This window comes from Kitasatospora sp. NPDC028055, from assembly GCF_040637885.1.
Taxonomy (GTDB): Bacteria; Actinomycetota; Actinomycetes; order Streptomycetales; family Streptomycetaceae; genus Kitasatospora.
The window spans coordinates 1-13,007 of the sequence record NZ_JBEZXE010000075.1 but is presented as its reverse complement, the minus strand read 5'-3'; the positions used below and the strand labels follow the sequence as shown (position 1 = coordinate 13,007).

The window sequence follows — 13,007 nt, the reverse complement described above, 5'->3', positions numbered from 1 at the left end:
CGGGGGAGTCCGCGCAGGAAGTCGGCCGGGCCGACTTCCTGCGCGGAGGCGTTACGGCAGGGGCAGGACGTGGCGGAGGGCCTCGACGGCGTCCTGGGGGCCGTCGACGGTGAGGGTGGTGCGGGCGCCGCGGCCGTAGGCGAAGAGGACGAGCTCGCCGGGGTCGCCGATGAGCTGGACGGTGGGGGCGCCGGCGGGGCCGACGGTGAGGGACCGGCCGTCGGGGCGGGCCAGGGTGAGGCGGACGGGGGAGCGGCGGCCGGCTTCGAAGCGGGCGATCATCGGGAGCCGGCGCCAGAGGGCCTCGGCGCGACCCGGCGGGACGGGCTGGGCGGTCCAGTCCTCGCCGGCCCGGGCGACGTCCTCGGCGTGGACGAAGTACTCGACGGTGTTGGCCGCCTCGTCGGCGCCGGGGAGGGCGAAGAGGGAGTGGACGGGCGGGCCGGCGCGGAAGAGTCGGACCAGTTCCTCGTAGGGGCGTGACGCGTAGTCGTCCTGGATGCGCTTCGTCCGGCCGGCCAGGGCGGCGACCCGGATGCCGGCGGCGGCGTCGGGGCGGCGCTCGCGGATCACCAGGTGGGCGGCGAGGTCCCGGGTGGTCCACCCGGCGCAGAGGGTCGGCGCGTCCGGCCCTGCGGCGGTGAGGAGTTCGGCGAGGCGATGGCGTTCGGCGAGGGCGTGGTTCGACATGGTGGCAAGCCTAGGGCCCGTCCGAAGACAAGCCCTACGGCCGGAGCGGGGCGGTGAGTTTGGGGCCGCCCTGTTTGTTGCCGGCGGTGAGGGTGCAGGCGTAGTCGCGCCAGCCGTCCTTGTAGTTGGCGAGGGCGGGGCCGAACTGGCGGGGGTAGTAGGTGCGGCCGTCGCTCTGGTGGGACTTGGCGGTGGTCTCGGCGTCCTTGCAGCCGTCGCGCATGGCGAGGGCGATGGGGATCTCGCCGGTGAGGCCGTCGGGGAGCTTGGGGGTGGCGATGACCTCGCCGTCGTGGTCGCCGGTGCAGGGGCGCTGCTCGGCCTTGGTGATGACGGGGCTCAGCTGGGGGTGGTCGAAGCAGGTGCCGACCGGGAAGTAGGCGTACGGGGGTTGGGGCTTGCTGGGGGTCGGTGTCGGCGTCGGGGTGGGGGTGGGCGTCGGGGTGGCCGAGGGCGGGGGCGGGGCCGCGGCGGGCTTCGGGGCGTCCTCGGGCCAGAGCAGCACGGTGGCCACCACCGCGAGCAGTACGGCCAGGACGGAGGCGACGGTGATCACCAGGCTCCGGGGCGGACGGGTGGCGGCGGCTTCGGGCGGCTGCTGCTCGGAGGTCATGGCCCCGAGGATGGACCACCGGGGCCGCCCCCGACAGGCGGTTGGCGGAACTGCCCCCGAACGGGACGCCCGCGAACGGTTCGCCGCCCGGACGGAACGGTTCACCGCCCGGACGGGCTGACACAATGGCCCCATGTCCACCACACCCGCCGCCCCCGGCTCCACCGCTCTCGACCCCGCGATCGCCGCCCGCCTCAAGCGCACCGAGGACGGCCTGGTCCCGGCCGTCGCGCAGCAGTACGACACCGGCGAGGTGCTGATGCTGGGCTGGATGGACGACGAGGCGCTGCACCGCACGCTCACCACCGGCCGCTGCACGTACTGGAGCCGCAGCCGCAACGAGTACTGGGTGAAGGGTGACACCTCCGGTCACGTGCAGGCGGTCAAGTCGGTGGCACTGGACTGCGACGGCGACACCCTGCTGGTGAAGGTCGACCAGACCGGCGCGGCCTGCCACACCGGCGACCGGACCTGCTTCGACGCCGACGTCCTCCCGCTCGCCTGACCCACCCCGACCACAGCCGACTCCAGAACCCAGAAGGTGCCGCCCCGCATGGACCTCGAAGCCTTCCGCAAGCTCGCCGTCGACACCCGGGTCATCCCGGTCACCCGCAGGCTCCTCGCGGACGGCCTCACCCCGATCGGCCTGTACCGCAGCCTCGCCGAGGAGCGCCCCGGCACCTTCCTGCTGGAGTCCGCCGAACAGGGCAGCTGGTCGCGCTACTCCTTCGTGGGCGTGCGCAGCGCCGCCGCGCTGACCGCCGACGCGGACGGCGGCGCCCGCTGGCTGGGCACCCCGCCGGTTGGCATCCCGACCGGCGGCGACCCGCTGGAGGTGCTGCGGGCCGCCCTGGAGGCGCTGCACACCCCGCGGCGCGCCGACGACGGCCTGCCGCCGCTGACCGGCGGCCTGGTCGGCTACCTCGGGTACGACATCGTCCGCCGGCTGGAGAAGCTGCCGGACCTGAACCCGGACGACCTCAGGCTCCCCGAGCTGACCATGCTGCTGGCCACCGACCTCGCGGTGCTCGACCACTCCGACGGCACGGTGCTGCTGATCGCCAACGCCGTCAACCACAACGACCTGGCGAGCGGCGTGGACGAGGCGTACGCGGACGCGGTGGCGCGCCTGGACGCGATGGAGGCCGGCCTGTTGAAGCCGGTCGACCCGGGCCTGGCGACCTTCACCCCGGTCGGCCCGGGGGAGGTGCACTCGCCGTTCGGCGGGGCGCCGTTCCGGGCCGCGGTGGAGGAGGTCAAGGAGCGGATCCGGGCCGGCGAGGCCTTCCAGGTGGTGCCCTCGCAGCGCTTCGAGGCGCCCTGCCCGGCCTCCGCGCTGCACGTCTACCGGGTGCTGCGCACCACCAACCCGAGCCCGTACATGTACCTGTTCCGCTTCCCCGGCCCGGACGGCGGCGCCGAGGGCGGCTTCGACGTGGTCGGCTCCAGCCCGGAGGCGCTGGTCAAGGTCACCGAGGGGGAGGCGATGCTGCACCCGATCGCCGGCACCCGGCACCGCGGCGCGACCCCGCACGAGGACGCGGCGCTGGCCGCCGAACTGCTGGCCGACCCCAAGGAGCGGGCCGAGCACCTGATGCTGGTCGACCTGGGCCGCAACGACCTGGGGCGGGTCTGCGAGCCGGGCAGCGTCGAGGTGGTCGACTTCATGCAGATCGAGCGCTACAGCCACGTGATGCACATCGTCTCGACGGTGACCGGCAAGGTCGCCCCCGGGCGCAGCGCCTTCGACGTGCTGACGGCCTGCTTCCCGGCGGGCACCCTGTCCGGCGCGCCCAAGCCGCGGGCGATGCGGATCATCGAGGAGCTGGAGCCCACTCGCCGCGGCCTGTACGGCGGCTGCGTCGGCTACCTGGACTTCGCCGGGGACTCGGACACCGCGATCGCGATCCGCACCGCGGTGCTGCGCGACGGCACCGCGTACGTGCAGGCGGGCGCGGGCGTGGTCGCCGACTCGGACCCGCACGGCGAGGACACCGAGTGCCGCAACAAGGCGGCCGCCGTGCTGCGGGCCGTCGCCACCGCCAATACGCTGCGGAGGCCGGAACTGTCCTGAGGCGCGAGGAGGCGGCCGGATGCCCGAGGTGCCGTACGACGAGCTGCGCTGGGCGGTCGTGTTCGGCGCGGCCGTCCAGATCCAGGGTGAACTCGGGGGCCGGGGACGGGTGTTGTCCCGCGTCCTGATCGACTTCCCGGCCGCGCACGGCCCGCTCGCCCCGGACCTGGCGGTGCTCGCCGCGGACGCCGTCCACAACGCCCGGGGCCGGTACGCGGCCGCCGCGGTCGAGGCGGTGCTGGAGGTGGCCCACCCGGGCCGCGACCACGCCTGGGCGCGGGCCTGCGCGGAGAGCGGCGTGCCGCTGTACGTGGTGGTCGACCCGGCGGCCGCCAGCTGCACTGTGCACACCGCGCCGTCCCCCGGCGGGGTGTACCGGGAGGCCGAGCGGGTGCCCTTCGGCAACGACCTGTTCCTGCCGCTGGGCGGGCGCACGGTGGTGCTGCGGACGGACGAGTTCCCCACCCCGGGTACGGCGCGGGGCGTGGCCCGGGGGACACTGGACGGGTGACCGCCGCAGACCAGACCCCCGCCCCCGCCGCTCCCGCCCCGCCCCGGGCCGGCCGCCGCACGCTCGGCGTGATGCTGCTGCTGACCGTGCTGAGCGCCGTGCTGGTGCTGACCGCGGCCGGGCGGACCTGGGCCGAGGGCCGGGCCGGCACCCTGGACGTGTCCGTCACCGGCGGCAAGATCTCCGAACTGCCCGGCGGGCTGGCCCTGGTGGGCCTGGCCGCGGCCGTCGCGGTGTTCGCGGTGCGCGGGGCGGGCCGGCTCGCGGTCGGCGCGCTGACCCTGCTGGCCGGGCTCGGCGCGGCCGCCGCCTCGGTGGCCGGAGCCTCGGACACCGCCGCACTGGACAGCGCCGCCTCCGGCAAGCTGGCGCTGGCCGGCTCCACCGCCACCGAGGTGGCGCACACCGGCTGGCCCTGGGTCGCGCTGGCCGGCGGACTGCTGCTCGCCGTGGCCGGGCTGATCACCCTGCGCTACGGCCGCGGCTGGCCGGCCATGGGCAGCCGCTACGAGGCGCCGACCCGCAAGGCCCCGGCGAAGGCCGACACCCCCGGTGACCTGTGGAAGGCCCTGGACCGCGGCGAGGACCCGACCGCGGTCTGAGCACCGGAGGCCCCGGGCGCCGGTGTGACGCCGGCGCCGGTGTGACGCGATAGACGGGCCACCCGCTTTGGGGGGCCGATGTGTGGCCCGGCACAATGGGAACCGTCAACCCGCCGGCGGCCCCGCAGGCCCGGCCGGGCCCCGAGAGCCTAGGAGCACCATCGATGGCAGCAGCAGCACACGGCCACAACCCCGCCGCCTGGACCGGCGTCGTCATCTCCTTCGTCGGCTTCGGCATCGCGGGCGTCGCGATGATCCTGCCGTCGCCGCTGCTCGTCTGGGCCGGTCTGGCGGTCGTCCTGGTGGGCGGCATCGTCGGCAAGGCCATGTCGATGGCCGGCATGGGCAAGCAGCCCAGCACCAACGTCTACAAGTCGGTCGAGGAGCAGCACGCCGCCCGCCGGGCGGCCGTCGAGGCCCGCGAGGCCGTCGCCGCCTGACCTGCGGATATTCGCACAACCGAACGGCGGGCGCGCCACGCCCGCCGTTTCGTTCTGTCCGGGCCCGGCGCGGGCACAATCGGGGCGTGAACGCCGCCCCCACCGCCTCCGCCCCGCCGCCCGTACTGCGCCGGATGGGCCCGCCGCTGGCCGCCCTGGCGGCGGTGGCCGTTCCCGCCGGGTACGTCGCGGCGGTGGACCCGAACGCCCCGGGGCACTACCCCGACTGCCCCTTCCTGACCGCCACCGGCTGGTGGTGCCCCGGCTGCGGGGGCCTGCGCTGCGTCCACGCGCTGGCCCACGGGGACCTCACCGGCGCGCTGCACGACAACGCGGTGGCCGTCCTGCTGTTCGCGGTGCTGGCGCTGCTCTGGCTGCGCTGGGCCTGGGCGGCGCTGACCGGCGGGCCGCCGGTGCGGGTGTCGGTGGGCGGCCGGCGCTGGGCGCTGATCGGCCTGCTGGTGCTGGTGTTCGCGGTGGTGCGGAACCTGCCGGTGGGGGCGGGGCTGGCGCCGCCGGTGGTCTGAGCCGGGCCCGCCGGGCCGCTGCCGACCCGAGGCCGTCCTGCTGCCGCCCTGGCCCGGCCACGGCCTGCGGCCCGATCAAGGCCTCCGGCCCGGCCACGGCCGGTGGAGAGCCGGTGAAGCCGCAGTTGAGAGCCGTACCGGGAGCGTCCCGTTCCGCGAGACGCGGGACGGGCGGATGCGCTGAGCGCACCCGGGTGCCGATACCATCGAAGGGCCGACGGGCCCCCGCCCGTCCGGCTCGCGCTGGCGAACCAGCAGAAATGATGGGGGCTCCTGAGTGAGTGTGCTCGACTCGATCATCGAAGGGGTCCGCGAGGACCTCGCCGAGCGGCAGGCCCGGGTCTCCCTGGACGAGCTCAAGGCGCTCGCGGCCAAGGCTCCGGAGGCCAAGGACGGCGTCGCCGCCCTCAAGGGCGACGGGATCCGGGTGATCTGCGAGGTCAAGCGCTCCAGCCCGTCCAAGGGCGCGCTGGCCTCGATCGCCGACCCGGCGGCCCTGGCCCGCGACTACGCGGCCGGCGGTGCCGCCGCGATCAGCGTGCTGACCGAGCAGCGCCGCTTCGGCGGGTCGCTCGCCGACCTGGACGCCGTCCGCGCCGCAGTGGACACCCCGCTGCTGCGCAAGGACTTCATCGTCACCGCCTACCAGCTGTGGGAGGCCCGCGCCCACGGCGCCGACCTCGCGCTGCTGATCGTCGCCGCCCTCGACCAGCCGGCCCTGGTGTCGCTGATCGAGCGCGCCGAGTCGATCGGCCTCACCCCGCTGGTCGAGGTGCACGACGAGGAGGAGATCAAGCGCGCGGTGGACGCCGGGGCGCGGATCATCGGCGTCAACGCCCGCAACCTGAAGACCCTCGAAGTGGACCGCAACACCTTCGAGAACGTCGCCCACGCCATTCCGGACGGCATCGTCAAGATCGCCGAGTCCGGTGTGCGCGGCCCGCTGGACGTGATCAACTACGCCAACCTGGGCGCCGACGCGGTGCTGGTCGGCGAGTCCCTGGTGACCGGCAAGGACCCGCGGGCCGCGGTCGCCGACCTGGTCGCGGCCGGCGCCCACCCCGCCGTCCGGCACAAGGACTGACACCGCCCCGATGAAGATCGCCACCCGACTCGCCCCCGGCTGCCGCCCGCGCGGCTGCCGCGCGCCCGCACGCCGGGTGCTGGGGCGCCGGGTGCGGTACGTGATCGGGTGCGAGCCGGGTCAGGTGCCCGGACGGCGATGGCGCGTGACGCCCGGCTGAACCAGCCGATCAGACGTCACCGTCATCCATCTCCGTCAAGGGAAACCACATGTCCGAGAAGGACTACCTGCCCGGCGCCCAGGTGCCGGACGCCCGCGGCTACTTCGGCGCGTACGGCGGCCGCTTCATCCCCGAGGCGCTGGTCGCCGCGGTCGAGCAGGTCGCCGAGGAGTACGAGAAGGCCAAGACCGACCCGGCCTTCACCGCCGAGCTGGACGGGCTGCTCAAGGACTACACCGGGCGCCCGAGCCCGCTGACCGACGTGCACCGCTTCTCCGCCGAGGCGGGCGGCGCCCGGATCCTGCTCAAGCGCGAGGACCTCAACCACACCGGCTCGCACAAGATCAACAACGTGCTGGGCCAGGCCCTGCTCACCAAGCGGATGGGCAAGACCCGGATCATCGCCGAGACCGGCGCCGGCCAGCACGGGGTGGCCACCGCCACCGCCTGCGCCCTGTTCGGCTTCGACTGCACCATCTACATGGGCGAGGTCGACACCGAGCGCCAGGCGCTCAACGTCGCCCGGATGCGGATGCTCGGGGCCGAGGTCGTCGCCGTCAAGTCCGGCTCGCGGACGCTCAAGGACGCCATCAACGAGGCCTTCCGCGACTGGGTCGCCAACGTCGACTCCACCCACTACCTGTTCGGGACGGTCGCCGGGCCGCACCCCTTCCCGATGATGGTCCGCGACTTCCACCGGGTCATCGGCGTCGAGGCGCGGCAGCAGGTGCTCGACCGGACCGGGCGGCTGCCCGACGCCGTCGTGGCCTGCGTCGGCGGCGGCTCCAACGCGATGGGCATCTTCCACGAGTTCATCCCGGACGCCGGGGTGCGGCTGATCGGCTGCGAGGCGGCCGGCGAGGGCGCCGACACCCCCCGGCACGCGGCCACCCTGACCAAGGGCGACCCCGGCGTGCTGCACGGCTCCCGGACGTACGTCCTCCAGGACGAGGACGGGCAGACCATCGAGTCGCACTCCATCTCGGCCGGGCTGGACTACCCCGGCGTCGGGCCGGAGCACGCCTGGCTCAAGGACACCGGGCGGGCCGAGTACCGGCCGGTCACGGACGACGCGGCGATGCAGGCGCTGCGGCTGCTCTCCCGCACCGAGGGGATCATCCCGGCCATCGAGAGCGCCCACGCGCTCGCCGGCGCGCTGGAGCTGGGCCGCGAGCTCGGACCGGAGGCGACCATCCTGGTCTCGCTCTCCGGGCGCGGCGACAAGGACATGCACACCGCGGCCCAGTACTTCGGGCTCTACGACTCGCCGGCCGGCTCCGGCGACGCGGCCGGCGGCGCGGCCGAGGGGGGTAAGTGATCATGGCTTCGAAGCTGAGCACCGTACTGGCGGCGGCCAGGGCCGAGGACCGGGCCGCGCTGATCGGCTACCTCCCGGCCGGATTCCCCACGGTCGACGGCGGGATCCGGGCGGTCGGCGCACTGATCGAGGGCGGCTGTGACGTCGTCGAGATCGGGCTGCCGCACTCCGACCCGGTCCTGGACGGGGCCGTGATCCAGACCGCGGACGACATCGCGCTGCGGGGCGGGGTGCGGATCAAGGACGTGCTGCGCACCGTCCAGGAGGTGGCCGCCGCCCACCCGGGGACGGCGGTGCTGGTGATGACCTACTGGAACCCGGTCGACCGGTACGGGGTGGCGCGCTTCGCGGCCGACCTGGCCGCCGCGGGCGGGGCCGGGTGCATCCTGCCGGACCTGCCGGTGGAGGAGTCCGAGGAGTGGCGCAAGGCGGCGGACGAGCACGGGCTGGACACCGTGTTCGTGGTCGCGCCGAGCAGCAAGGACGCGCGGCTGGCGGAGGTCACGGCGGCTGGGAGCGGCTTCGTCTACGCGGCCGCCGTCATGGGCGTGACCGGGACGCGGTCGGCGGTGGGCTCGCTGGCGGAGGACCTGGTCGCCCGGACCCGGGCCACCACCGACCTGCCGGTCTGCGTCGGGCTCGGCGTCTCCGACGCCGAGCAGGCGGCGGAGGTCGCCCGGTTCGCGGACGGCGTCATCGTCGGGTCCGCGTTCGTGAAGCGGATCCTGGCGGCCGGTGCCGACGAGGCCGCCGGCCTGGCCGCGGTCCGCGCGCTGGCCGGGGAACTGGCGGCGGGCGTGCGCAGGCGCTGACCCGCGGCAGCAGTCGTCGGCCGACGGCCCGTTCCCCCTCCGGGGGGAGCGGGCCGTCGGCTTTTCCGGGGGCGTCAGCGGTGCGGCGGCCCCGAACGGGTGAAGAGCGGGGGCGACACGCATCAGGCGGGGTTGACCGGCGTTGAGTGGAGGGACGAGTGCACGAACCACGTGTACGGGGGCGGCCGGGCGAGCGAAGGGGTGAGCGGGTGGCTGGGCTTCATCGGGCCGTGCTGCTGCGGGCGGCGGCGGCCGCGCTGGCTCTGGGGGCCGCGGTCGGCGCGCACACCGAGGTGGGGCAGGCCCTGGCCAAGCGGGGGGCGGAGCGGGCCGAGCGGGAGGCGGTGGCCTGTGCGGAGGCGGCGCGGTGGGACGCGGCGGAGCGGGTCGCGCGGGGACACCACGAGGGGCGGCCGGAGCTGTTCGACCCGGGGCGGATGCAGGGGTGCCGGTGACGTAGGGGTGTTCGAGGGGAATCGGACGGAACGTCACTCGTCCGGCTTAATTCGTGAATCCGGAGGAACCGGTCTTCATCCCTTACGGTTCGTCAGGAAGTGAACGAGTTTCCCGAGGGGGGTTCCCTGATGGCGGGGCCGGCTGTGCAGTCCGGTGGCTCCGCGCCCGCGCCGCGGCGGGCGCCGGTCCGGAGCGAGTGGATCGGCACGGCTGCGCGGCTCGGCCTGGCCGTGGTCTGGGGGTGGGCCGGGCTGGCGAAGATCGCCGACCCGGCGGAGGCGGCCCAGGCGGTCCGGGCGTACGAGATCCTGCCCGAGGGCCTGGTCAAGCCGATCGGCTACGGGCTGCCCTTCCTGGAGCTGGCGCTCGCCCTGCTGCTGGTGGTCGGCCTCGGGGTCCGGCTGGTCGCCGGGGTGTCGGCGCTGCTGCTGCTCGCCTTCATCGCCGGGATCGCCTCGGCCTGGGCGCGCGGGATCTCCATCGACTGCGGCTGCTTCGGCGGCGGAGGGCACGTCGACGCCTCGCAGACCGAGTACCTGCAGGAGATCCTCCGCGACACCGGCTTCCTGCTGCTGGCCGCCTTCCTGCTGTGGCGGTCCCGCACCCGGCTCTCGGCCGACGGCTGGCTGGCGAGCTGACCCGTCCGGCCATTCCCATCCCCGCACCCGACGAAGGCCCCAGACCGTGGATGTCAAGGCAATGAGCGAGAAGAACCGAGAAGGCAAGCGCACCGCCCGTGAGCGGATGCTGGAGCAGCGGGCGGCCGAGGAGGCCGGCTCGCGGCGCAGGAAGAAGCTGATCGTCGGCGGAGCGGTGCTCGTGGTGATCGCCGCCGCGGTGGTCACCGGCGTACTGGTGCAGAACCAGCGCTCCAAGCCGGAGACCCCGACCGCCGCCCCGGCCGGGACGATCGGCGACAAGAACCTGGTCATCCCGGTCGGCGCCAGCAACGCGCCGTCGGTGCTCACCGTCTACGAGGACCCGCGCTGCCCGGCCTGCGGGATCTTCGAGCGCGAGTTCTCGGCCACCATCGACCAGCTCGAGGACGCCGGGAAGATCTACACCAACACCCACGTGGTGTCGTTCATCGACCGCGCGGTGCCGGGCAAGGGCTCGAAGAACGGGGCCAACGCGCTGGCCTGCGCCCAGGACGCCGGGCACTTCCGGGACTACCACGACGTGCTGTACCGCAACCAGCCGGACGAGACCAACGACGCCTTCGGGAACAAGGCCGTGCTGCTCAACCTGGCGAAGCAGGTGGCGGGGCTGGACACGCCGGAGTTCCAGGCCTGCGTCAACGACAACAAGTACGGCGGATGGGTGTCTGCGGTGCAGCAGGACTTCGACAAGTCCAGCTACAAGTCCACCCCGACGGTGCTGCTCAACGGCCAGCCGATCTACCCGAAGAACGGCAACGAGGAGATCACCCCGGCGAACCTGGCGAAGTGGGTGGACGCCGCCAACCAGGGCAAGCAGCTGGGTACGGCGGGCTCGAACGGTCAGACCCCGGCGCCCACCGCCGCCGCCTCGGAGGCCAACAACCCCTCGCCGTCGGCCGGCTGAGCGCACCCGGCCCGCCGCCCCCTTCCGTCCGGGAGGGGGCGGCGGCATTCGTCGTTCGGTTTCTGTGACCCCGGGGGTGTCGGATGGGGACGCCGGACCCTGTAGCGTCGGAACCGCCATGGATATCGCCTACATTCCCAGCCCGTCGCGGGGCGTCCTGTACCTCGGACCGATCCCGCTGCGCGCCTACGCCTTCTGCATCATCCTCGGGGTCGTCGCGGCCGTCTGGCTCGGCAGCAAGCGCTGGGTCGCCCGGGGCGGTGCCAAGCACACCGTCGGTGACATCGCCGTGTGGGCCGTGCCCTTCGGCCTCGTCGGCGGCCGGCTGTACCACGTGATCACGGACCACCAGCTCTACTTCGGCGAGGGGAAGAACCCCTGGAACGCCTTCAAGATCTGGGAGGGCGGCCTCGGCATCTGGGGCGCGGTCGCGCTCGGCGCGGTCGGCGCCTGGATCGGCTGCCGCCGCCGGGGCGTGCCGCTGCCCGCCTACGCCGACGCCATCGCGCCGGGCATCGCGCTCGCGCAGGCGATGGGCCGCTGGGGCAACTACTTCAACCAGGAGCTGTACGGGCGGGCCACCACGCTGCCGTGGGGCCTGGAGATCCACAAGACGCTGCCCGACGGCGAGGTCGTGAACGGGGTCTTCCACCCGACCTTCCTGTACGAGTCGATCTGGGACGTGGCCGTCGCGCTGCTGGTGATCTGGGCGGACCGGCGCTGGCGGCTGGGCCACGGCCGGGCCTTCGCGCTGTACGTCGCCGCGTACACGGTGGGCCGGTTCTGGACCGAGTGGCTGCGGATCGACGAGGCGCACGTCTACTTCGGCCTGCGGCTGAACGACTGGACCTCGATCGTGGTGTTCATCGGCGCCGTCGTGTACTTCGTGGTCGTCGGGAAGAAGCGGCCCGGCCGGGAGGACCCGGCGAGCATCGACCCGGCGGCGCACGCCGAGGCCGGCGAGGCCGAGGAGAAGGACACGGCTGAGGAGAAGGACGCGGCGCAGGAGAAGGGCGCGGCGCGGAAGAAGGCGGACGCGGCGGCGGTTCCGAAGCCGAGCGAGACGGTGGACGGGGACAAGCCGTCTCGACTGCTGGACGAAGAGGCGGCGGCCGAACCGGCCGACGAGGGCGCCGAGAAGGCCGGCAAGGACGCCGACAAGGCCGGCAAGGACGCCAAGAACCCGATCTGACCAGGGACTTCCCCGCAACTGAGGCCACCCTTGCGAAGGGTGGCCTCAGTGCTGTTCGGACAGCCTTACTTTGCTGGAAATGCGCAGGTCAACAGGGCTACGGTCGGGGCGACGAACGAAAGACGGAGGGGAAGAACCGTGACTGCGAGCACCCTGGAAGCCGAGCCCGCCCAGCACCCGCGGATACCCGCGGCCGACCACCACCGGGACGTCAACGGCGGTTGGCTGCGGCCCGCGGTGTTCGGGGCGGTGGACGGCCTGGTGTCGAACTTCGCGCTGATGACCGGGGTGGTCGGTGGCGCGGCCTCCAACGGCACGGTGATCCTCACCGGGCTGGCGGGCCTGGCGGCCGGTGCCTGCTCGATGGCGGCGGGGGAGTACACCTCGGTGGCCTCCCAGCGGGAGCTGGTGCAGGCCGAGATCGAGGCCGAGCGGCTGGAGCTGAGCCGCAACCCGCACGGTGAGCTGGCCGAGCTGGCGCAGGTGTACGTCTCGCGCGGGGTGGACCCGGAGCTCGCCCACGAGGTCGCCCGGCAGCTGTCCCGGGACCCGGAGCTGGCGCTGGAGGTGCACGCCCGGGAGGAGCTGGGGATCGACCCCAACGACCTGCCCTCGCCGCTGGTCGCGGCCGGCTCGTCGTTCCTGTGCTTCGCGCTGGGCGCGCTGCTGCCGCTGCTGCCGTACCTGCTGGGGGCGACCACGCTGCTGCCGGCGATGGTCCTGGCGGGGCTGGGGCTGTTCCTGTGCGGCGCGGTGGTGGCCCGGGTGACGGCGCGCAGCTGGTGGTTCAGCGGGCTGCGCCAGCTGGTGCTGGGCGGGGCCGCGGCCGGGGTGACGTACCTGCTGGGGTGGCTGATCGGCGGGCACGTCGGTTAGGGCGTGTCTTGTGGATCAGGCCAGGCCCGCGACGCCAGGGCACGCACCTCGCCGCGTTGTCGTCGGTCGCCGATGCTCCGCATGGACTC

At 74.1% G+C, this 13,007-nt stretch carries 16 protein-coding genes; 14 read left to right on the top strand and 2 right to left on the bottom strand.

Going from position 1 to position 13,007, the window contains the following annotated elements; genetic code table 11:
- Positions 1-51: 51 nt before the first annotated feature.
- Both AB0F71_RS37910 and AB0F71_RS37905 read right to left on the bottom strand, forming a co-directional pair.
- On the bottom strand, positions 52-690 hold the full coding sequence (locus tag AB0F71_RS37910; protein ID WP_360245186.1) for a TIGR03085 family metal-binding protein: 639 nt from the start codon (positions 688-690) through the stop codon (positions 52-54).
- A gap of 34 nt (positions 691-724) precedes the next feature.
- A complete protein-coding gene (locus AB0F71_RS37905; protein WP_360245183.1) occupies positions 725-1,303 on the bottom strand; it encodes a hypothetical protein in 579 nt (192 codons plus the stop codon).
- Between the two features lie 133 nt (positions 1,304-1,436).
- Between AB0F71_RS37905 and hisI the strand changes: the two genes are divergently transcribed.
- The 14 genes from hisI to AB0F71_RS37835 all read left to right on the top strand — a co-directional run bounded on the left by hisI (position 1,437) and on the right by AB0F71_RS37835 (position 12,918).
- Positions 1,437-1,808, top strand: coding sequence for a phosphoribosyl-AMP cyclohydrolase (gene hisI, locus AB0F71_RS37900; RefSeq protein WP_360245180.1), 372 nt, complete (start codon positions 1,437-1,439; stop codon positions 1,806-1,808).
- A gap of 48 nt (positions 1,809-1,856) precedes the next feature.
- A complete protein-coding gene (locus AB0F71_RS37895) occupies positions 1,857-3,377 on the top strand; it encodes an anthranilate synthase component I (RefSeq protein ID WP_360245177.1) in 1,521 nt (506 codons plus the stop codon).
- Positions 3,378-3,396: 19 nt separating this feature from the next.
- Entirely contained in the window at positions 3,397-3,888 is a 492-nt protein-coding gene (locus AB0F71_RS37890) for a Uma2 family endonuclease (RefSeq protein WP_360245174.1), read from the top strand.
- The gene (locus AB0F71_RS37885; protein WP_360245171.1) at positions 3,885-4,490 is read left to right on the top strand and encodes a TIGR02234 family membrane protein; all 606 of its coding nucleotides are present in this window, start codon (positions 3,885-3,887) and stop codon (positions 4,488-4,490) included. The genes AB0F71_RS37890 and AB0F71_RS37885 overlap by 4 nt, the downstream gene beginning before the upstream one ends.
- A 164-nt stretch (positions 4,491-4,654) precedes the next feature.
- Positions 4,655-4,930, top strand: coding sequence for an HGxxPAAW family protein (locus AB0F71_RS37880; RefSeq protein ID WP_360245168.1), 276 nt, complete (start codon positions 4,655-4,657; stop codon positions 4,928-4,930).
- Positions 4,931-5,016: 86 nt separating this feature from the next.
- Positions 5,017-5,457, top strand: a complete 441-nt coding sequence (locus tag AB0F71_RS37875) for a DUF2752 domain-containing protein (RefSeq protein WP_360245165.1) — start codon at positions 5,017-5,019, stop codon at positions 5,455-5,457.
- 277 nt (positions 5,458-5,734) lie between these two features.
- Positions 5,735-6,541 (top strand): indole-3-glycerol phosphate synthase TrpC, encoded by an 807-nt coding sequence (gene trpC / locus AB0F71_RS37870; RefSeq protein WP_350510236.1) that lies wholly within the window; start codon positions 5,735-5,737, stop codon positions 6,539-6,541.
- A gap of 209 nt (positions 6,542-6,750) precedes the next feature.
- The gene (gene trpB, locus AB0F71_RS37865; RefSeq protein WP_360245162.1) at positions 6,751-8,019 is read left to right on the top strand and encodes a tryptophan synthase subunit beta; all 1,269 of its coding nucleotides are present in this window, start codon (positions 6,751-6,753) and stop codon (positions 8,017-8,019) included.
- A 2-nt stretch (positions 8,020-8,021) separates the two neighbouring features.
- A complete protein-coding gene (gene trpA, locus AB0F71_RS37860; RefSeq protein ID WP_360245159.1) occupies positions 8,022-8,831 on the top strand; it encodes a tryptophan synthase subunit alpha in 810 nt (269 codons plus the stop codon).
- Positions 8,832-9,040: 209 nt separating this feature from the next.
- Positions 9,041-9,286 carry a hypothetical protein gene (locus AB0F71_RS37855; protein ID WP_360245156.1) on the top strand — a complete coding sequence of 82 codons (246 nt, stop codon included), beginning with the start codon at positions 9,041-9,043 and terminating at the stop codon, positions 9,284-9,286.
- Positions 9,287-9,415: 129 nt separating this feature from the next.
- A complete protein-coding gene (locus AB0F71_RS37850) occupies positions 9,416-9,925 on the top strand; it encodes a MauE/DoxX family redox-associated membrane protein (protein ID WP_360245153.1) in 510 nt (169 codons plus the stop codon).
- Between the two features lie 61 nt (positions 9,926-9,986).
- The gene (locus AB0F71_RS37845; RefSeq protein ID WP_360245150.1) at positions 9,987-10,850 is read left to right on the top strand and encodes a thioredoxin domain-containing protein; all 864 of its coding nucleotides are present in this window, start codon (positions 9,987-9,989) and stop codon (positions 10,848-10,850) included.
- Positions 10,851-10,968: 118 nt separating this feature from the next.
- On the top strand, positions 10,969-12,042 hold the full coding sequence (gene lgt / locus AB0F71_RS37840) for a prolipoprotein diacylglyceryl transferase (protein WP_360245147.1): 1,074 nt from the start codon (positions 10,969-10,971) through the stop codon (positions 12,040-12,042).
- 153 nt (positions 12,043-12,195) lie between these two features.
- A complete protein-coding gene (locus AB0F71_RS37835; RefSeq protein ID WP_360245240.1) occupies positions 12,196-12,918 on the top strand; it encodes a VIT1/CCC1 transporter family protein in 723 nt (240 codons plus the stop codon).
- Positions 12,919-13,007: the final 89 nt, after the last annotated feature.

What these genes read in the sequence shown, in the direction of transcription:
- trpA (WP_360245159.1), top strand. Translation starts at nt 8,022, where the DNA reads ATGGCTTCGAAGCTGAGCACCGTACTGGCGGCGGCCAGGGCCGAGGAC.
- AB0F71_RS37910 (WP_360245186.1), bottom strand. Translation starts at nt 690, where the DNA reads ATGTCGAACCACGCCCTCGCCGAACGCCATCGCCTCGCCGAACTCCTC.
- AB0F71_RS37845 (WP_360245150.1), top strand. Translation starts at nt 9,987, where the DNA reads ATGAGCGAGAAGAACCGAGAAGGCAAGCGCACCGCCCGTGAGCGGATG.
- AB0F71_RS37890 (WP_360245174.1), top strand. Translation starts at nt 3,397, where the DNA reads ATGCCCGAGGTGCCGTACGACGAGCTGCGCTGGGCGGTCGTGTTCGGC.
- AB0F71_RS37880 (WP_360245168.1), top strand. Translation starts at nt 4,655, where the DNA reads ATGGCAGCAGCAGCACACGGCCACAACCCCGCCGCCTGGACCGGCGTC.
- lgt (WP_360245147.1), top strand. Translation starts at nt 10,969, where the DNA reads ATGGATATCGCCTACATTCCCAGCCCGTCGCGGGGCGTCCTGTACCTC.
- AB0F71_RS37905 (WP_360245183.1), bottom strand. Translation starts at nt 1,303, where the DNA reads ATGACCTCCGAGCAGCAGCCGCCCGAAGCCGCCGCCACCCGTCCGCCC.
- trpB (WP_360245162.1), top strand. Translation starts at nt 6,751, where the DNA reads ATGTCCGAGAAGGACTACCTGCCCGGCGCCCAGGTGCCGGACGCCCGC.
- hisI (WP_360245180.1), top strand. Translation starts at nt 1,437, where the DNA reads ATGTCCACCACACCCGCCGCCCCCGGCTCCACCGCTCTCGACCCCGCG.
- AB0F71_RS37895 (WP_360245177.1), top strand. Translation starts at nt 1,857, where the DNA reads ATGGACCTCGAAGCCTTCCGCAAGCTCGCCGTCGACACCCGGGTCATC.
- AB0F71_RS37850 (WP_360245153.1), top strand. Translation starts at nt 9,416, where the DNA reads ATGGCGGGGCCGGCTGTGCAGTCCGGTGGCTCCGCGCCCGCGCCGCGG.